Origin of the sequence: Roseburia rectibacter (assembly GCF_014287515.2) — a bacterium.
In the GTDB taxonomy this organism is placed as follows: domain Bacteria; phylum Bacillota; class Clostridia; order Lachnospirales; family Lachnospiraceae; genus Roseburia; species Roseburia rectibacter.
In genome coordinates this window covers 965,572-984,223 of record NZ_CP092473.1, presented here as the reverse complement: position 1 = coordinate 984,223, position 18,652 = coordinate 965,572, and the positions used below count along the sequence as shown (strand labels likewise).

The window sequence follows — 18,652 nt, the reverse complement described above, 5'->3', positions numbered from 1 at the left end:
AATTTACCTATTCCCGTCTGATACTTCCTGTTTCCACATACGTCTCCAGTAATCCGGACTCATCGTGCACTTTAAAATCTGTTTTCTGCTCAGCTTTTTATATCTTTTTCCGAGCCAGTACCCCGCATATTTTCCAACACACATGATTCCAAGTTCAAAAATAAGATGTGGCTTTCCAATCGAGCACAAATACTTCATGGTACTCTTTACCAGCTTCATTCCCTCCGCTTCCGAACTGATCTGTTCAAATATCTCAGGATGCATGGTCTGTGAGACAGCCAGATCAAAATTCCGGTGGAACTGCTGTTTTACTGTATAATTGTGGGAATGAATCACTTTCGCGTCCGCTTCATATTTTACATAATATCCTGCAAAAACTGCTTTTGCCGCAAAAAACATATCTTCATTAAAAATAACCGGTGACTCGAATCCTCCAAGCTCACGAAATAGATCCACCCTGTAAGCTGCACATACATCAGAGCAGAAAAATGTTTTAATGCCAAGTTCTTTTATATCATCTTTTCCTTTTTTTCTGCTTTTATCCGGATAATTAAAAGATCTTGTATAGCGCTCTACAATGCGGCAGTTCTCATTTGGAAGCTGTCTTGCATAACAGACTGCTGTATCCGGTTCCTCTAAGCCTGCTGCCAGCCGTTCAATCAGATCTGCATCTGCAGGGACTGCATCCTGTGTCATAAAAATAACAACATCTGCATCAGAATGATCTGCGCCATACATTCTCGTTCCACCATGGTCAAATGTTTCTTTGCTGACATGATACAGTGTATATTCACATGGAAGTGCCTGCAGGCACTGTTCAATTGGATACTTTGCTACAGCCTCTCTCCATAATGCTTCTTCTGTATTTAAAATAAGAACCCTATGAACGACAAAGGTCTGCTCCTGCAGTTTTTGCAGGAGCAGACAAAATGTGTCATCCGGTCTGTAAGTCGGTATGATCAGATCTGCTTTCATTAATATCCTTCTCCCTGATGGAATCCGGTATCATTGACAATCTGAGCACTGTTATTCTTGACTGTATCGGTCGGTGCATATTCATTATCATCGTATAAAAATACATGAAGCTGTTTTACATTGGATTCAAGATCACATGGTACAACAACGCTTCCCTTATTTCCAAGTGTTGTCGTATTCTTCTCAAACGGGAAACCTATTGTCTCGCCAAGGCTGTAATTGAATACTTTTGCGGCAAGAGAAATCAGTTCTGTATTTGAAAAACTTGTCTTGATATCACCAAATAATTCGTCGATCAGGCTGTTGATCGTAGTAAGATTTGCCTTCTGCGCTTTCTGTACCATTGCAGTAAGAACGGTACGCTGACGTTCTGTACGCTTATAATCATCTCCTGCAGTATAACGGATACGCGCATACGCACATGCCTGAACACCATCCATCTCTACATTTGTTCCGCCACCGGATAAGTACTTGGAATTATTTTTGGTCAGTTTATTGATCTCATCCATATAACCATGCATCAGCACAGCCTCTTCATCAGACACCTCCGGGATCGTAACTCCGCCCAGAAGATCTACACATTCAACAACTGCATTAAAGTCCACTGTTACATAATCGGTAATGTCCATATCCAGGTTTTTATTTAACATGGTAATTGCCTGCTCCGGACCACCTTTTGCATATGCGGAATTACATTTCTTAAAAGTACCGCCTCCGATATCCAGATAACTGTCTCGATATACAGATACCAGCTTTACCGCATGTGTATCATTATTGATACTTGCGATCATGATAACATCACTGTTACCTTTGGAGAGATTACCGTTTGAACGGTTATCAAGACCAAACAGTGCGATTGTTGTATAACCTGCCATGATTTCCTGTGACTCCGAAGATAATCCCTCATTTACCTCGATATCTTCTTTATTGAAGCTTGTGTCTTTCTGGATCTTTGAAAGTTTTACCGTAACAAACAACACTGCTGCTAAAATCAGCAATACAAGAATCTCAATTACAACGATAATAAGTCTGTTTTTCTGCTTCTTTCTTCTTTTTGACGCTTTGCTGTGTGCCCCGTTTCTTCCCTGTACTGTTTTACTCATAAATGTTTTCTCCTAATATGCATTTTTATTTATAAAACCCTTGAAGACGGTAAGAAACAGGATTTTAATATCCAGCCCTATCGTCCAGTTTTCAATATAGTAAAGATCATGTTCGATCCGCTTGCGGATGGATGTATCTCCCCGATATCCATTGACCTGTGCCCATCCGGTCATACCGGGACGCACCTGATGTTTGATCATATAACGCGGTATCTCTTCCCGGAATTTTTCCACATACTGTGGCCGTTCCGGTCTTGGTCCCACAAGACTCATATCGCCTTTTAACACATTAAATAACTGTGGAAATTCATCCAGGCTTGTCTTGCGCAGGAATCTGCCGATCTTTGTGATCCGCGGATCATCTTTATGTGTCCAGCCCTTGCGTTCTTCTTCCTCTGTCTGCACATACATGGTGCGGAACTTATACATGCGGAATGGCTCATTGTGCAGTCCGACACGCTCCTGTTTAAAGATCAGCGGTCCTTTTGAAGTCACCTTGACTGCTATTGCGGTAAGCAGCATAATTGGCGAAAAAAACACGATACAGAGCAGTGAGCCAATAATGTCCATACACCGTTTTACAAGTGCATTAAACGTATTTGACAACGGCACATAACGGATATTGATAACAGGAAGTCCTAAAAGATCCTCCGTATACGGCTTTGTCGGAATGATATTTCCATAATCCGGAATAAATTTGGTATGAACTCCGGATTTTTCACATTCCGCAACGATCTTCTCCAACTTATAATATTCTTCAAGTCCAAGTGTGATCGCAATCTCATCTAATTTATTCTCCGGCAGAATATAAAGCAGATTGCCAATACTTCCAATAACCTTTATCCCCTTATAAGTTGTCCCTCTCGCTATATTGTCGTCTAAAATCCCCCTGACATTGTACCCCCACTGCGGATTCTGCTGTATCCGGTCTATATACTGCTCAGCGGCACGCGAATATCCCACAAGTAGAACATGCTTAAGGTTATAGCCGTTTTTGCGTATCGTGCGCAGAAACTGACGTATCAGCAGACGTAATACCTCTTCTAATACCGTGTTGATCGCAAAGAAATAAAAGAACATCTCACGTGAGAAATTTCGAAACTGCTCCACATAAGACTGCAGGTTGTACAATACTGTAAAAATCAACAAAAAACCTACAATATTCGCCATCACGATATTGGAAAACTCCAACCGCCGTCCCTGTACCCTCTTTGGCGCATAAAGATTAAACGCATAATATAAGATCAGATACAATGGAATGATTACGACCAGTGCCCTCATGTAAAATCCCAAAGACAATGCACCGCCCGGTGAGTCCAAAATACCGCTCGAAAACTTCAGCCACCATGCTATGATATATGATACCGCAATGACAAACGCATCTATGATCACATGCAGTCTGTTAAAATGCTGTTGATTATCTTTTATCATAATGTCATCCTTTTTTCATTTTCAAGCTACCATAAAAATAATAATACAATAATTTTCCATAAAGCACAACTTCTTTTTCTTAAAACTCTTGTCACAATTTCTTAATTATTTCTTTATTATTCTTTGACGCTCAAACGATTTTTCCTGTTATCTGTGCGATAACACACGAAATATATTTGTAATGAGTTCCCACTCAATTTTTACATAATTGCGAAGATTCCCCGCCTTAAAATGAACTTTTCTGCATTTTTTACACTGCGTAATTCCTTCTGTGATCCCTTTCAGATAACAATGACCAAATCCTTTTCTGCAAAAAAACAGCCACTTGATCAGAACACCTGCAAGTAAAAACGGCAGATTGATCAAAAGCTGCAACACCGGCATATTTTTATAGATCACATACATGGAGTTGCGTGCAGCAAGAAATACTTTTTTTTCATTATAGCGTGAGCCTGTCGTAGCACTTCCGACATGATACACCTTCGCCCCCGGAATATAACAATTGCGATATCCTGCGATTTTTGCACGGTATCCAAGATCAAGATCCTCCAGATAGGCAAAATGATTTTCATCCAGCACACCGATCTTCTTTAACACAGACATCCGGTAAATGGCTGCACCGCCACAGCAGGAAAATACTTCCTCTGGTTTTCCATAATCTGCAGCCGGTCTGCCTTTCCCCCGTGCCACTGCCCAGCCTGGCAGCGTATAAAGGTCTCCTGCATTATCAATCAGATCCCGCTGTCTGAAATCAAGCATCTGCGCTCCACAGGAAAAAATATGTTCCGACTGCCTGATTCCTTTTAGCAGTTCCTCCACAAAATGTGGTTCTACCTCTGTATCGTTATTCAAAAGGATTGCATAGGGTGTTTCTGTCATTTTAAAACCAAGGTTTACCGCTCCACAGAACCCGGTATTTTCCGGCAGTGCGACCATTTCCATATCCAGGCTTTCCGATGTAACTAAAGTGCTTCCATCTGTAGAGCCATTATCGATCACAAGCAGTTTAAATTCCTGACAAGTCTGCCGTTCCAGTGTTTTTATGCAGTTTTCCAAAAGTTTTTTTCCGTTATAATTCGGAATGATAATCGTAACTTCCGTCATCCATCCTCCCTTCAACTGTTATCCTTCAGTGAATAATTATTATAAACCGAAGAAAAGTTTGGATTATAATACGGATCTCCATTTTTTAAGATACCGATCCAGTGATTTCTCATATATTCGATCTCGCGCTGGAAACGCGCTGTTTTTTCTGCCGAATCCTCCGCACCACGGGATTTCGACTCGTAATGATATGCCTGGACATGCGGATCATAGACAACTAATTTTCCAAGTCTGCGCACTTTTAAGCAGAAATCCACATCATTAAACGCAACCGCAAGCTGCTCCTCAAAGCCGCCTGCCTGCTCGTAAATCTCTCTCTTCACCATCAGACATGCTGCCGTAACTGCACTGTAATCCAGCTGGATCGATGCCTTATGCATATAACCGCTGCGCTCTCCGGCGAGTCCGACAAACATATTGTCTCCGATTCCACGTGCATTTCCTCCGATCCCGACCACGATTCCGGCATGCTGGATCGTATGATCCGGGTAAAACAGTTTTGCACCGACAACTCCTGTTTCTTTTCGCAGGCAGTTTTCTAACATCCGCTTCATCCAGTCATTTCCGATCATTTCAATATCATTGTTCATCAGGAGATAATAACTGCCCTCTGCAAATTTTACGCCAAAGTTATTTAATCTGGAATAATTAAAGCCTTCCGTGTAAACCGCAACACAGATGCGCTGTCCACCGGCAAGTTTTCCTTCCATGCAGCGTATTCCATCAACCATATTTTCTTCCGGTGCAATATTTTTATAGTAATCGAATGTCTCCTCACAACTGTTATTCTCCACCACGATAACTTCATAATTACCATAAGAAGACTTTTCAATCGCAGCAATACATTTCTGTAAGGTTTCCACCTCATCCTTACTTGGTATGATGACCGACACAAGTGGTTTCTCTGTCAGAGCATATTCTACCTCATAAAATCCCATATCCTTCGTCGGTGTCACAACCGCATCCACACCAAGCCGCTTTAAATGCTCCCCGATCGCACGCTTTCCCGCATCAACCGCATATTGTTTTGAGAAAGGATTCTCAGCAGTCGACTCTTTATGACATCTCCAGTGATACAGTATCCTTGGGATATGACCAATTGCTCTCGCCTGTTCTGCACAGCGGAGAATAAAATCATAATCCTGCGCCCCGTCAAAATCAGGGCGGATGCCACCCACTCTTTCAAGAAGGGATCGTTTTACCGCAAGGAAATGCGTAATGTAGTTATTTGACCGGAGCAGATCAATATTAAAATCCGGCTTTAAATGCGGCTGAAAATGTGTTTTACCATCCATATCAACCTTATCTTCATCCGTGTAGATCATTTCATAGTCACTGCCGGCTTCCTGATAGATTGTTGCTGCCAGTCCGTCTTCATTATGAAATCCCTGTCTTATCATCTTTACCAGCTCAAACAGAGCATCCGGTGCAAGCAGGTCATCATGATCCATAAATGCGATCCAGTCTCCATCTGCTAATGCGATCGCTGCATTTGTATTTCCTGCGATCCCCAGATTTTTGTTAAGACACTGATACCTGATCCGTACATCTGCCGATGCATATTCGGCTGCAACACGCTGTACAACTGATGATCTAAGATCTGTTTCTTCCTCCGCAGATCCACTGCCATCCGCAAGACACAACTGCCAGTTTCCATAAGTCTGCGCCTGCACCGACTCGATCATCCCTCGAAGAAAAGTTTCCGGTGTCCGGTAAAGCGGCACCACAATACTGATCTTTGGCGCATCTTTCCATTTTTCTGCCTGCTTTTTTTGTTTTTCAAGCTGATCCGCTGCTGCCTTATGTTTTTCATACCATGGCTCATACGGAACATTTTCCGCCTCCATTTTTTCCTGAAGACGTATCACAAATTCTTTCCATCCATAATGCTTCAGATAGCGTAATCCTTTCACAACTTTCTGAATGGTTATTTTCTGAAAAATTGATTTCATGTTTATTTTTTCGCTTTCTGATGGATATAAAGCCATCCGTTTGCGTAATCCTTTCGTTCCTCCTCCGACATTGAGGTAAATGCATCAAAATCCACCTTTGCCAGCGTCATCTGCTCGTTTCCACATTTAAAGCACTCCACGTCTTTGCGTCTTGATACAACACGCATCCATCCGCATTCCGGGCAAATAAATACTTTCATCATAGGAACTTCTGCCTCTCTCCTTTTTTACTTCCTATCTGCGCAGGGAAAAATCTGAATTATCCAGTGTCAGATTCGGATTATAATACGGATCCCCCTGCTCAATGATCTCTCTCCATGAACGAAGCAGTATATCCACCTCGTCATTAAACCGTTCCACTTTCTCTGGTGAATCCTCATATCCTCTGGATTTCGATTCATAATGGAACCACTCTGCATACGGATCGTAGACCACAAGTTTTCCTGCTTTCCTGACTTTCAGACAAAAATCCACATCATTAAATGCAACTGCAAGTTCTTCTGTCAGTCCGCCGACTTCATCAAACACGCTGCGTTTTATCATCATACAGGCAGCCGTTACAGCCGAATAATCCTGTGCACATAAAATTCTGCCAAAATAACCGGTATCATACCGCGGTTTGCCGATAAATGCGTGTCCGGCTGTTCCTCCAAATCCCAAAACGACTCCGGCATGCTGTATGGTCTCATCCTCATATAACAACTTTGCGCCGACAATCCCGACATCCTCTCGCATGCAATAGCCTAACATTTCATTGACCGCGCCACCATCGATCATCTCCGTATCATTATTGAGGAGCAACAGATACGATCCCTTTGCAGCATCTGCGCCGAAATTATTGATCTTTGAATAATTAAAATCTCCCTCATAGAAAACGACATGCACATTTTCATGCATCACTTCAAGGTCTTTGTAATAATCAAAAGTTTCCTGTTCCGTACTGTTATTTTCCACAATGATAAACTCAATGTTCGGATAAGTGTTTTTTCCGAGGATAGAATTCATACATTTTTCAAGGTCTTTCTTATGATCTTTATTCGGAATAATGACCGATACCAGAGGTTTTTCCTTCCAGTCATATTTTGTCCGGTACATCCCGTAAAATGCTGCATTCTCCACAGTTGCAGGAATTTCCATCCTGTCATAATATGCCTCTATCGCGCGTCTTCCTGCCTCAAAAGCGTACAGCTTGCTCTCCGGATTTGCAGCCGTAGACTGCATATGACATCTCCAGTGATACAAAATCTTTGGAATATGTCTGATATTTTTCGCATTCTCACAACATTTTAATATAAAGTCAAGATCCTGCGCCCCGTCATATTCACTGCAAAATCCACCTGTCATATCCACAAGTTCCTTCTTTGCTGCAAACAGATGGCAGATATAATTGACACTGCACAGAAGATCCAGATCAAAATCCGGTTTAAAATGAGGTTCAAACCGCTTTTTTCCATCCATGCTGATCTTATCTTCATCCGAATATAAAACATCAATACTCTGATCCTGATTCAGGGCATCTGCCAGCTCATAAAGTGCATTTGCAGGAACAATATCATCATGATCTGCCAGAACAATATAATCACCTGCTGCCATTGCAAGTGCTGCGTTCGTATTGCCGGAAATACCGAGGTTCTTTTGAAGCGTCGTAAAAGTGATCCTTGCATCCGCCTTTGCATATTTCTCTAAAACCGGTGTCAGCTCCGTCACAAAGGAATCCTTCTGTCTGTCCTCATCATCCCCGGAGAGACTGCCGTCTGCTAAGCATAACTGCCAGTTGCCATAAGTCTGTGCCTGCACCGATTCGATCATTTCCTGTAAATATTCCGGTTTTGTCCGGTATAACGGTACAACGATGGAAAATAGCGGCTGATAAGAAAATACATGTTTTCTCTGTTCGTCAAGTTCTTCTTTACCTGCATCGTATTTTTTGCACCACGCATCATAGGATGTCTCCGATCTGCCCGCTAATTTCGTCTCGATCTTATGAATCGTTGCAGCCAGTCCGTTACGTTCTAAATAGCGGAATGCATCCTGTGATTTTTCCAGAACATACTGCCATCTGCCGCCATCATCCCACTTTCTTAACCGGGTGCGGGAATAATGTTCTGCATTTCGCATTTCAAGGAAAAACTTTTTATCATCCACCTGTCTTTTCACCGACGCCTGGATCATAAACCCTGGTTTTGCCTGCGTGTCACATTCCGGGAATACCGAAAGAAGATCTTTTCTGAAATAATGATCCGTTTTTACCTGAAGTTTCTGTCTGCGCTGATCCAGCAGATAAAGATTCACTTCCCCTGCTCCCATACACCAGCCGGTCACAGTTACAGTATCCTCATCACGGTGACAGTTTTCAATATAATATTCCAGTCTGCTCTCCCGCACGCGCAGTTTTTTTGTTGAAACGGCATACGCTCTTTTTTTCTTTTCCCCATCATCCGTAAAAATCTCAAATTTCTTTCTTTCACGCCAGTCTTTTGGCAGTGTCACGATTCCTACGACTTCCTCATTGATCTCATTGATCGTTCCAAGGTATTTCTGGCGAACCTCAGCACCTTTGTTTACTGTAAGGGTAACCGGCAGTTTTTCACCATCCAGATAAGCCATAACCTCTCTGCCGGCGGCTTTTCCGTCATAAAACCAGCCGACTAACACAAGCATATCCGGCTCATTCAGATGAAATCTGAGTTTCTCCACAAAAAATTTATGTGTATCCATATGCAGTCCTTCCAATCAGTCTCTGAAATAAATGTCTCTCGTATACACTTTTTCTTTTACATCTGATAACATTGCATCCATACGGTTTGCCACGATCACATCACTCATGCTGCAAAATTCATTAAAATCACGGATCACTTTGGAATTTTCAAACGTATCTGTTTTTAATGACGGATCAAAAATGACAATATTTACACCCTTTGCACGAATACGCTCCATTACACCTAAAATAGAGCTCTGTCTGTAATTATCCGAATTTGCTTTCATTGCAAGGCGGTAAATACCAACTGTATCCGGATTTTTCTCAAGGATCTGCTCTGCGATAAAATCTTTTCTCGTACGATTGGCATCTACGATCGCACCGACGATGTTATTCGGTACATTGTCATAGTTTGCTAACAGCTGCTTGGTATCTTTCGGCAGACAATAACCACCATATCCAAAAGAAGGATTGTTATACTGCATTCCGATTCTCGGATCGAGTCCGATTCCCTCAATGATCTGTTTCGCATCAAGTCCTTTCATTGCCGCAAACGTATCAAGTTCATTGAAAAAAGAAACGCGGAGCGCAAGATATGTGTTTGCAAAAAGTTTTACTGCCTCTGCTTCTGTGAGATTTGTCATAAGTGTCGGGATATCCTCTTTGATCGCCCCTTCCTGCAGCAGATGTGCAAACGTATCCGCTGCCTTTTTCATCTCGCTGCTTCCTTCTTTTGAACCGACGATAATCCTTGACGGATACAGATTATCTTTTAATGCCTGTCCTTCCCGCAGAAACTCCGGTGAAAAAAGGATACGGTCTGTGTGGTATTTCTCACATACAGACTGTGTATAGCCGACCGGGATCGTGGATTTGATAACGATCACAGCATGCGGATTCACCTTTAAAACCAGCTCTAATACTTCTTCTACGGATGATGTATCAAAATAATTTTTCTTTTCATCATAATTCGTCGGTGTTGAGATAATAACATAATCTGCATTTTCATATGCATGCACACCATCGCACGTCGCAGTCAGATCAAGTTTTGCATTTGCAAGATAATCCTCAATCTCACGATCCACAAGCGGTGATCTGCGCTGATTGATCATCTCCACCTTTTCTTTTATAATATCTACTGCAGTCACCTCATGATGCTGCGCCAATAAAATCGCATTTGATAAACCAACATATCCTGTTCCCGCGATTGCAATTTTCATCGTATTTCTCCTGCCTTTCCATTTAAAAGTCAAAAATACTCCATATTGTTTTATAGTACCATTTTCTGTAATATCATGCAAGTTTGAGATTTTAACCAATCTGTACAATTTACAACAGCACATTTTTTTGCTAATGTAGAAAGAAAAAACAATCTTGGAATGGAGCATTTATGAAAAAAAGAATATACTTAAGTACACTGCTTTTAATCTTATTTACCCTGCTGATCGGTCTTGCTGCATGGTTTTCCTACCAGAAAGGCCGTATGGACTCCACCGGACACATACCTGATCCCGATACCGAATATCTTATCACACAATATGCAGATGCAACCGGCGTTCAGGGTACCTTTTATACGATCACAAATGATAACACCTTAATCATCATCGATGGAGGCTGGGCAGGCAATGCCGACGCTGTCCGGAAAGTGATCGCAGAACATAACAACACAGTGGATGCATGGATCATTTCCCATCCACACCAGGATCATGCCGGTGCATTTAATGTCATTTATTCCAATCCGGGGGATATTACCATAAAAGCTATTTACGACAATGGTTTTGATTATGATTTTATCGAAGCTGCCGGTGAACCCTATGATGATATCACAGTCATGGAGACGTTCCATGCCCTGACAAAAGATGCCGGCAATGTCACTCATTTAAAACGCGGCGATAATATCGCACTTGCCGGTGATCTGACTCTCTCTGTTTTTAATGCATGGGATGACTCCGTAATTTCCAATATAGGAGATGAAAAAGACTACCAGAACAATGCTTCTTTGCTTTTTAAGATCAGCGGTACGACAAACAGCATGTTATTCTGTTCTGATATCAAATACGATATGAATGACTATCTTCTAAGTACTTACCGGGATGACATTTCCTGTGATTATATCCAGACCGGTCATCATGGAAACTGGTCATTCTCGGATGAATTTTATGAGGCAGCAGGTGCAGCCTGCGCTTTTATCGATGCACCGTCCTCCATCACGGAAAATCCTGATTTTCCTGCCAGTTCCCTAAAGGCTTTTCTGCAGAAAAAAGGAACGGTATTTGATTTTTCTACCGCTCCTAATTCTGTTACTTTGAGATAGCCTGATAAGATCTCCCGGATTTCGTCCGATCATATTTTTTCGATGTAAATTGTTATCAAACGTCGATTTCAGTTGTAGTGATATTGTTGTAAAAGATAAGAGGTGTTTTACCTCTTTCTTTTATTGGCTAAATGAATTACCTATTCAAAGTAATAGCTTCCACCTGCTGATACATTTTTTGTTCCACGGTTCTGCACAAACACACGATATTTTCCTGTCTCTGAAACAGAAAATGTATGTGCCAATACCCCTTTTCCCTCTACATAACGCACATTATTGTGGGGATCCATGATACCGATCCAGCAGGTCTGTGTACCCGGTGCTATTGAAGCGGAAAGTGCTATCTTCTGCCCGCTTGACACTTTAAATTTACCGGAACAGTAACGTGTTCCAGGCTCTACCGTCCAGTTAAAAGACGCCATTTCACCGGAACTGAGTATAGGTGCTACCGGACTGAGATCCGGTTTTGCATATTTGATACGGGAATAGTCGTTATTCTCAGATGCCGGAACAAATACCTCTTTTAATTCCGGTGTCTCAGATAACTCACCCTGTGTTCCTTCTGCCTCCTGATACAATTCGTCATGCACACCCGCTGCTCCGTAACTTGCTGCATAAGTCGTAGTTATTGATGTTACCACAAACAAAAATGATAATGCAAATGCTGATATTTTTGCCCCTCTTCTGGCTTTCACATATTTTTTCATATACTCTATTCTCCTTTCCAAACTCTGTTGGCTCTCATATAGGGTAGAAAAAATATAATCCGGCTTTGAATCCTCCGGCATACGTTCCATCAGATCTACGATCACTTCAAAATAACGTTTGGGCGTTGTCACATCACGCAATGCACAGACTGCCGATGCATCACAGGCACACTCACTCCACTCATTGATCCATGACAGAATATGTTTTGCTCCGGAGGTCATATGCTGCATCGCACCGATATAAATGCTGCAAATTTTAAAGAAAGGGTCATTATGCTTACAATGTACCAATTCATGACAAAAGATCACCGTCAGTTCTTCTTTACTGTAGTGATCCTTCGGTAATAAGATATTGTATTGGAATACTCCTGTCACCATTGGACTCTGAATGGAATTACTATAGTAAAGTCCTATCTTCCGATGGATATGGAGCATATTTTTTACTTTCGAAAACTCTGCTAAAACCTGCTCATTTGCCACAGGTATCCTATATCTGCAGAGTCTTTTCCAGCGGATAAATTCAATCACGCCATCTGCGACATTTTTGATCAGGAATATCAGCCAGATGATCCCGGCTATTCCAAACACGAGATCCATGTCTCCTGCCATCTCAAAATTAGGTTTCCATATGCTATCTGCCCGCAGATATCCCCGCCATGTCAGTCTGACGATCAGATATCCAACCGGAACTATATACATCATGCATACAAACCGTAATGTCACATATATCAATCTGGGGTCCAGCTTCAGTAATAATGGCTGAAATAACTTCCAGAACCCCAGACTGACCGTACCTGTAAAACAGGCGATCAGGATAATCAAAAATATCTGACTAATTAAGTTCATCTAATTTTTTCTTGAGTACCTGAATCTCTTCCTTAGTAAGTGCATCTTCGCAAAGGTGGCATGCAAATGCAGCCATATCTCCCTTATCAAAGTATCTTGCGTTCTCCTGTACGGTTGCTTTCCAGAAATCTTCTTTGCTTACTGCAGGCTGATAGAATGAATATCTTCCCTTGCGGTAAACTGTTAAAAATGATTTTCTGACCAGTCTTGCCAGAAAAGTAGAAACTGTCTGTGGTTTCCAGCTTTTTCCGTTCTCCTGATTTACTCTGTTCATGATATCCTGTAATGCCAGATCCTCAGTGGAATCCCAGATAACTTTCATGACAAGTCTTTCGCATGCTGAAATATCGTTCGTATCCATGAACCAATCTCCTTTCTTCTCGCGCAGTGATTACTACGTCCGTAAACAACATATCATCTTTTTATGCCGTTTTCAATATTTTTTTATTTTTTTATGTTTTTCCTGATACCAGAGATTCTGTTTATAAATCCCCTGTTTTTCAAAGAAAGACGTATATACATTTTTAATTATAAAACATTTTTAGCCAAAATGCTACATTTATCTTTTTTATTCAGATAATCTTCATACTTTTAGTTACTGTTCACTCGTACCTCGTTCCAGTAACGGATTTTGCCGATGCTTCGCATTCCAAATCGGCAAAATCTGCTGCCCCCACTGTATCATACGGCATTTTCAGTTCAGAAAATGCCTGCCTGTGAACAGTAACTACTTTTAGCCTAGAACCTGCTCATCATCACAGGTAACACCGAGACTTACTTCGATCAGACGCAGATCCGAACCGAGAGCCTTGATGGAATGTTTCTTTCCGGATGCAATGCTTACCGTAGAACCTGCAAGCAGATCTACCTCTGTTCCCTCGAGAATAAGTTTTCCCATACCGGAAATAACGGTGATCGTCTCTGTATGTCTCGCATGTGTATGATATGGCATCGTCTTTCCTGCCAGGATCTTAATACGTTTTGTTACACTGTGTATTCCATCCTCGTCGTTGTTATCGATCGTCTTGATCGTACCCCAGCGGCGTTCCTCAAATCTGGATTCATCCGGGATATTTTCAAGGCAGTCTTTGATATAGGAGCTCTGATGTTTATCTGCCACTAAAATACCATCATGTGAGGCAACGATCACCATATTTTTCGCACCCATGACTACCATCGGAACACCGAGCACATTGATGGCATGGCTGTTTTCACAGGTCTTGTCCCAGGTCACATCTCCAATACTCTGCTCGTTCATCTCCTCAGTCAGGGTATTCCATGTTCCAAGATCTTTCCAGATCCCATCGTATTGAACCGCAACAATGTTTTTCCAGTGCTCTAACACTTCATAGTCAAAACTCTGTTTCGGCAGTTTTTCGTAATTGGTAACCATCTCATCATAGTTTGTCGTAACACCGTATTTTTCCAGCCACTGTGCAGCCATATTTAATTTGAAACAGAACACACCACAATTCCAGAGTGCACCCATGTCCACAAGTTCCTGTGCAGTTGCTTCATCCGGTTTTTCGCGGAATCCTTTTACCGCAAACGGCTCAGACTCATTTTTTTCAGGAACGATATATCCATATTTGGTAGATGGATATGTCGGTACTCCGCCAAGCAGTCCGATCACACCATCCTGTTTTTCGATATACTCACCTAAAGATTTGATCTTATAAAAAAACTCTACCGTGGTGTACGGATCTACCGGAAGAAATGCGACCACATCATCCGGTTTTGCACCCTTGTTTGATAGCAGATATGCACAGGACAACATGACAGCCGGGAATGTGTTCCGGCGCATCGGCTCAACAGCAACTTCTGCCTGTCCGTCTAACTGGCTTTCAATGAGTTCCACCTGGGAATCACTGGCACACACGATCGTATTCTCAGAAAGTGATGCCGCCTTAAGCTGCCCGAACACCCGCTGTAACATGGAACATTTTTCCGTACTAGCCGAATGTTCTGCTTCATCCGGATTCATTAACTTAATATACTGCTTGGAACACAGATCGTTTGATAACGGCCAGAGACGTTTTCCGGAACCGCCTGATAATAAAACAATATACATGTTATTCTCCATTCTTGCGCTGTCTTTCAATAAAAACAACGTTTTTATTTGCATCTCAAGTTTGTGCGTAAGCGCAAATCTTGCATGTGAAAAATCTTATTTTTCACATTGCTCTCTTAGCGTTCTGCACGCATTGGATTGTGCAGGAAATCGTCATAAGTCAGACGGATTCCTTCCTCTAACTCTGTTTTATACTTCCATCCGAGTCCTTCTAATTTGCTTACATCAAGAAGTTTTCTCGGTGTTCCGTCCGGTTTTGTAGTATCCCATTTGATCTCACCCTCAAATCCGACTACTTTCGCTACCAGTTCTGTCAGTTCTTTGATGGTCAGCTCTTTGCCGGTACCAAGGTTTACAGTCTCATTTCCACTGTAATGGTTCATCAGATATACACAGGCATCTGCAAGATCATCTACATAAAGGAACTCACGAAGCGGTGTACCGGTTCCCCAGCAGGTTACTTCTTTTAATCCTGCCTCTTTTGCCTCATGGAAACGGCGGATCAATGCCGGCAGCACATGGCTGTGCTGTGGATGATAGTTATCGTTTGGTCCGTAAAGGTTTGTCGGCATTACGGAAATATAATCGGTTCCGTACTGACGGTTTAAAAATTCGCAGTATTTCAGACCACTGATCTTAGCAAGTGCATATGCCTCATTTGTTTTCTCCAGTTCACTTGTCAGAAGGCAGCTCTCTTTCATCGGCTGTGGTGCCATACGCGGATAAATGCAGGAAGAACCTAAAAACATCAGTTTTTTGCATCCATTTTTCCATGCCTCATGGATCACATTCATCTCAAGAACCATATTGTCATACATAAAATCAGCAAGTGCTTCGCTGTTTGCCATAATACCGCCTACTTTTGCGGCTGCAAGGAATACATAATCCGGTTTTTCCTCTGCAAAGAATGTCTCAACAGCATCCTGACGGCAGAGGTCTAACTCTTTATGTGTTCTTGTGATAATATTTGTATATCCTTCTTTTTCAAGCTGACGGACAATTGCGGAACCTACCATTCCTCTGTGTCCGGCAACATATATTTTTGCATCTTTTTCCATGATCTTTTCTCCATTCCTGCCTGTTTCTCAAGGCATAACAAGTTTGAGCGCAAGCACAAACTTGTGTGTGAAAAATTTTATTTTTCACACTTTTCTCCAAATATATTATTTCTCGTTTTTTACAAGCTCCATGTCATGAGCTACCATGATCTTTACAAGTTCCTCAAAAGTAGTCTTTGTCGGATTCCAGCCAAGCTCTGTTTTTGCTTTTGTCGGATCTCCCCAGAGATTTACAACATCGGTCGGACGATAGAACTCCGGTGATACTTTGATAACTGTTTTTCCGGTTGCTTTGTCGATTCCGACTTCATCCATTCCTTCACCCTTAAACTCTAATTCAATACCTGCTTCACGGAATGCATGCTCACAGAATTCACGTACAGAGTGCTGCTCGCCGGTTGCAATAACAAAATCTTCCGGTTTCTCATTCTGTAAGATCAGCCACATACACTCAACATAATCTTTTGCATAACCCCAGTCACGCAGGGATGATAAGTTTCCAAGGTAAAGAACATCCTGTTTGCCCTGAGCGATTCTTGCTGCTGCAAGGGAAATCTTTCTTGTTACGAAAGTCTCACCGCGGCGCTCTGACTCATGGTTAAATAAGATACCGTTGCAGCAGAACATATTGTATGCCTCACGGTACTCTTTTACGATCCAGAAACCATACTGTTTTGCAACTGCATATGGGCTGTATGGGTGGAATGGTGTTGTCTCGCGCTGTGGAACCTCTTCTACTTTCCCGTATAACTCAGATGTGGAAGCCTGATAGATACGGCAGGTCTTCTCTAATCCACAGATTCGTACTGCCTCAAGTACGCGGAGTACTCCGGTTGCGACAACATCTGCTGTATATTCCGGCACATCAAAGCTGACACCAACATGGCTCTGTGCAGCAAGGTTGTAGATCTCATCCGGTTTAATGCTTCCGATCAGACGTACCAGACTTAAAGAATCGGAAAGATCTCCATAATGAACGGTAAAGTTCGGATTGCCCTCTAAATGGTCAATACGCTCTCTCTTTTCTACGGAAGAACGGCGTACCATACCATGTACTTCATATCCTTTTTCCAAAAGAAGCTCTGCAAGGTAGCTTCCATCCTGTCCTGTTACACCTGTGATCAATGCTTTTTTACTCATTTCATCTCTCCTTTTATGAATTCTATAATTATTTTGCTAATATCAAATTTTTAAGCCGTTGTATAGATTAATCTAATTTTTTGCATTTTACAATTGAATATATTGGTCTAAAATAGTATTATATTGCTATGAAAAAATTATTTTTTGAAAAATACAAAACCTCCGAAGTTACAAATACGCGAAGCGTCATCAATACTCCCTCTGCATTTACCCGCCAGAACTTCTTTTATATACAGGAAGCCGGCTATTTAAAAAGTCTGAAATCACACTTAAGCCGACGCAGTGAGCTTAATTCCTACCTGTTTTTTGTCGTGCTCTCCGGCAGTGGCGAAGTCACCTATCGGGAACCATTATCCGAGGGTGGTATGATCTCTAGGACTGCCCACACAGGGGACTGTTTTTTTCTCGACTGTTCTGGAGAATACACCCACATAAGTACGGATGAAGACCCCTGGGAACTGCTCTGGATTCATTTCAACGGTCCTCAGGTCAAAGCATATTATACCTATTTCAGGGAGCACCATAACTGGCATTTCCGCTCTGCTCATTTCACAGAACTGATTACCTCGATAGAGAATATCATCCGTTACAACGAAGAACCAACCGATGACACCGATCTTTTGACTGCCCAGCAGATCATTAATATTTTAACGCTCATCTGTACCGAGTCCAATGAAAAAAATGAGCTGCTCTCAGATAAACTCAAAACAATTCTGCACTATCTGGACGATCATTATACGGAAAATATCTCCTTAGACCAGCTCGCAGAACAGTTTTTTATCAGCAAATATTATCTTTCACGGGAATTTAAAAAAGAATTTGGAACGACGATCATCCAGTATGTCCTGGCAAAAAAGATCAATAATGCCAAGGAACTGCTCCGGTACAGCAATTCTTCCATTGAAGAGATTGCGCACCTTTGCGGCATTGATGATGCGAGTTATTTTAATAAGGTGTTCCGGAAGATGGAGGGGTGTACGGCATCAGAGTACCGGAAGAGGTGGTGATGGCTCGGTCGCGTTGTAACGCCTGGGCAGGTTTTCAAAAGCCAGATGGGTGGGAGGGTTTTATAAGAAGGCACGCTTGCGCTGCGTGTCGCTCGCAGCGGTACTAAGCGACCAGAATACGGTCGCTAAGGACCGGCGGCTCCCCAGCACCTTCTTTTAAAACTCTCCCACCCACCTGGCTATATTATCATATTTCAACAGGCGTTTCAACGCAACCTATCTCTACCTGGTCTTTCGGCGCAGGCT

The 18,652-nt window shown here is 42.1% G+C and carries 15 protein-coding genes; 2 read left to right on the top strand and 13 right to left on the bottom strand.

Annotation, left to right across the window (positions count from 1 at the left end; translation table 11 throughout):
* Positions 1-3: 3 nt before the first annotated feature.
* The 8 genes from H8S51_RS04685 to H8S51_RS04650 form a co-directional block, all read right to left on the bottom strand.
* Entirely contained in the window at positions 4-975 is a 972-nt protein-coding gene (locus H8S51_RS04685) for a glycosyltransferase family 2 protein (protein ID WP_186900137.1), read from the bottom strand.
* Complete coding sequence (locus tag H8S51_RS04680) at positions 975-2,078, bottom strand: LCP family protein (RefSeq protein WP_055194053.1); 1,104 nt, start codon at positions 2,076-2,078, stop codon at positions 975-977. The genes H8S51_RS04685 and H8S51_RS04680 overlap by 1 nt, the downstream gene beginning before the upstream one ends.
* A gap of 12 nt (positions 2,079-2,090) precedes the next feature.
* Positions 2,091-3,509 (bottom strand): undecaprenyl-phosphate glucose phosphotransferase, encoded by a 1,419-nt coding sequence (locus H8S51_RS04675; protein ID WP_186900136.1) that lies wholly within the window; start codon positions 3,507-3,509, stop codon positions 2,091-2,093.
* 147 nt (positions 3,510-3,656) lie between these two features.
* The gene (locus tag H8S51_RS04670; protein WP_186900135.1) at positions 3,657-4,613 is read right to left on the bottom strand and encodes a glycosyltransferase family 2 protein; all 957 of its coding nucleotides are present in this window, start codon (positions 4,611-4,613) and stop codon (positions 3,657-3,659) included.
* An 11-nt stretch (positions 4,614-4,624) separates the two neighbouring features.
* Positions 4,625-6,565, bottom strand: coding sequence for a glycosyltransferase family 2 protein (locus H8S51_RS04665; protein WP_186900134.1), 1,941 nt, complete (start codon positions 6,563-6,565; stop codon positions 4,625-4,627).
* A 2-nt stretch (positions 6,566-6,567) separates the two neighbouring features.
* Complete coding sequence (locus H8S51_RS04660) at positions 6,568-6,768, bottom strand: hypothetical protein (RefSeq protein WP_006855882.1); 201 nt, start codon at positions 6,766-6,768, stop codon at positions 6,568-6,570.
* A gap of 31 nt (positions 6,769-6,799) precedes the next feature.
* The gene (locus H8S51_RS04655) at positions 6,800-9,283 is read right to left on the bottom strand and encodes a glycosyltransferase family 2 protein (protein WP_186900133.1); all 2,484 of its coding nucleotides are present in this window, start codon (positions 9,281-9,283) and stop codon (positions 6,800-6,802) included.
* A gap of 15 nt (positions 9,284-9,298) precedes the next feature.
* Positions 9,299-10,483, bottom strand: a complete 1,185-nt coding sequence (locus H8S51_RS04650) for a nucleotide sugar dehydrogenase (protein WP_186900132.1) — start codon at positions 10,481-10,483, stop codon at positions 9,299-9,301.
* 170 nt (positions 10,484-10,653) lie between these two features.
* Here H8S51_RS04650 and H8S51_RS04645 point away from each other — a divergent pair, with 170 nt between their 5' ends.
* Positions 10,654-11,577, top strand: coding sequence for a ComEC/Rec2 family competence protein (locus H8S51_RS04645; RefSeq protein ID WP_117920978.1), 924 nt, complete (start codon positions 10,654-10,656; stop codon positions 11,575-11,577).
* Between the two features lie 140 nt (positions 11,578-11,717).
* On the opposite strand, the gene H8S51_RS04640 is transcribed toward H8S51_RS04645, so the two are convergent.
* The 5 genes from H8S51_RS04640 to gmd form a co-directional block, all read right to left on the bottom strand.
* On the bottom strand, positions 11,718-13,130 hold the full coding sequence (locus H8S51_RS04640; RefSeq protein WP_186900131.1) for a M56 family metallopeptidase: 1,413 nt from the start codon (positions 13,128-13,130) through the stop codon (positions 11,718-11,720).
* Positions 13,117-13,491: a BlaI/MecI/CopY family transcriptional regulator gene (locus H8S51_RS04635; RefSeq protein WP_186900130.1), complete on the bottom strand. Its 375-nt coding sequence runs from the start codon at positions 13,489-13,491 to the stop codon at positions 13,117-13,119. Before H8S51_RS04635 ends, H8S51_RS04640 begins: the two co-directional genes overlap by 14 nt.
* Positions 13,492-13,863: 372 nt before the next feature.
* Positions 13,864-15,201 (bottom strand): sugar phosphate nucleotidyltransferase, encoded by a 1,338-nt coding sequence (locus tag H8S51_RS04630; protein ID WP_186900129.1) that lies wholly within the window; start codon positions 15,199-15,201, stop codon positions 13,864-13,866.
* A 116-nt stretch (positions 15,202-15,317) separates the two neighbouring features.
* Positions 15,318-16,259: a GDP-L-fucose synthase gene (gene fcl, locus H8S51_RS04625; RefSeq protein WP_118210149.1), complete on the bottom strand. Its 942-nt coding sequence runs from the start codon at positions 16,257-16,259 to the stop codon at positions 15,318-15,320.
* A gap of 105 nt (positions 16,260-16,364) precedes the next feature.
* The gene (gmd, locus tag H8S51_RS04620) at positions 16,365-17,399 is read right to left on the bottom strand and encodes a GDP-mannose 4,6-dehydratase (protein ID WP_117920983.1); all 1,035 of its coding nucleotides are present in this window, start codon (positions 17,397-17,399) and stop codon (positions 16,365-16,367) included.
* Between the two features lie 128 nt (positions 17,400-17,527).
* On the opposite strand from gmd, the gene H8S51_RS04615 reads away from it, so the two are divergent.
* Positions 17,528-18,406 (top strand): helix-turn-helix transcriptional regulator, encoded by an 879-nt coding sequence (locus H8S51_RS04615; RefSeq protein WP_117920984.1) that lies wholly within the window; start codon positions 17,528-17,530, stop codon positions 18,404-18,406.
* Positions 18,407-18,652: the final 246 nt, after the last annotated feature.

Bases quoted from the DNA above. Each gene is read 5' to 3' on its own strand.
- fcl (WP_118210149.1), bottom strand. From the start codon at position 16,259: ATGGAAAAAGATGCAAAAATATATGTTGCCGGACACAGAGGAATGGTA.
- H8S51_RS04635 (WP_186900130.1), bottom strand. From the start codon at position 13,491: ATGGATACGAACGATATTTCAGCATGCGAAAGACTTGTCATGAAAGTT.
- H8S51_RS04650 (WP_186900132.1), bottom strand. From the start codon at position 10,483: ATGAAAATTGCAATCGCGGGAACAGGATATGTTGGTTTATCAAATGCG.
- H8S51_RS04675 (WP_186900136.1), bottom strand. From the start codon at position 3,509: ATGATAAAAGATAATCAACAGCATTTTAACAGACTGCATGTGATCATA.
- H8S51_RS04655 (WP_186900133.1), bottom strand. From the start codon at position 9,283: ATGGATACACATAAATTTTTTGTGGAGAAACTCAGATTTCATCTGAAT.
- H8S51_RS04670 (WP_186900135.1), bottom strand. From the start codon at position 4,613: ATGACGGAAGTTACGATTATCATTCCGAATTATAACGGAAAAAAACTT.
- H8S51_RS04680 (WP_055194053.1), bottom strand. From the start codon at position 2,078: ATGAGTAAAACAGTACAGGGAAGAAACGGGGCACACAGCAAAGCGTCA.
- H8S51_RS04630 (WP_186900129.1), bottom strand. From the start codon at position 15,201: ATGTATATTGTTTTATTATCAGGCGGTTCCGGAAAACGTCTCTGGCCG.
- H8S51_RS04665 (WP_186900134.1), bottom strand. From the start codon at position 6,565: ATGAAATCAATTTTTCAGAAAATAACCATTCAGAAAGTTGTGAAAGGA.
- H8S51_RS04645 (WP_117920978.1), top strand. From the start codon at position 10,654: ATGAAAAAAAGAATATACTTAAGTACACTGCTTTTAATCTTATTTACC.
- H8S51_RS04685 (WP_186900137.1), bottom strand. From the start codon at position 975: ATGAAAGCAGATCTGATCATACCGACTTACAGACCGGATGACACATTT.
- H8S51_RS04640 (WP_186900131.1), bottom strand. From the start codon at position 13,130: ATGAACTTAATTAGTCAGATATTTTTGATTATCCTGATCGCCTGTTTT.
- H8S51_RS04660 (WP_006855882.1), bottom strand. From the start codon at position 6,768: ATGATGAAAGTATTTATTTGCCCGGAATGCGGATGGATGCGTGTTGTA.
- H8S51_RS04615 (WP_117920984.1), top strand. From the start codon at position 17,528: ATGAAAAAATTATTTTTTGAAAAATACAAAACCTCCGAAGTTACAAAT.
- gmd (WP_117920983.1), bottom strand. From the start codon at position 17,399: ATGAGTAAAAAAGCATTGATCACAGGTGTAACAGGACAGGATGGAAGC.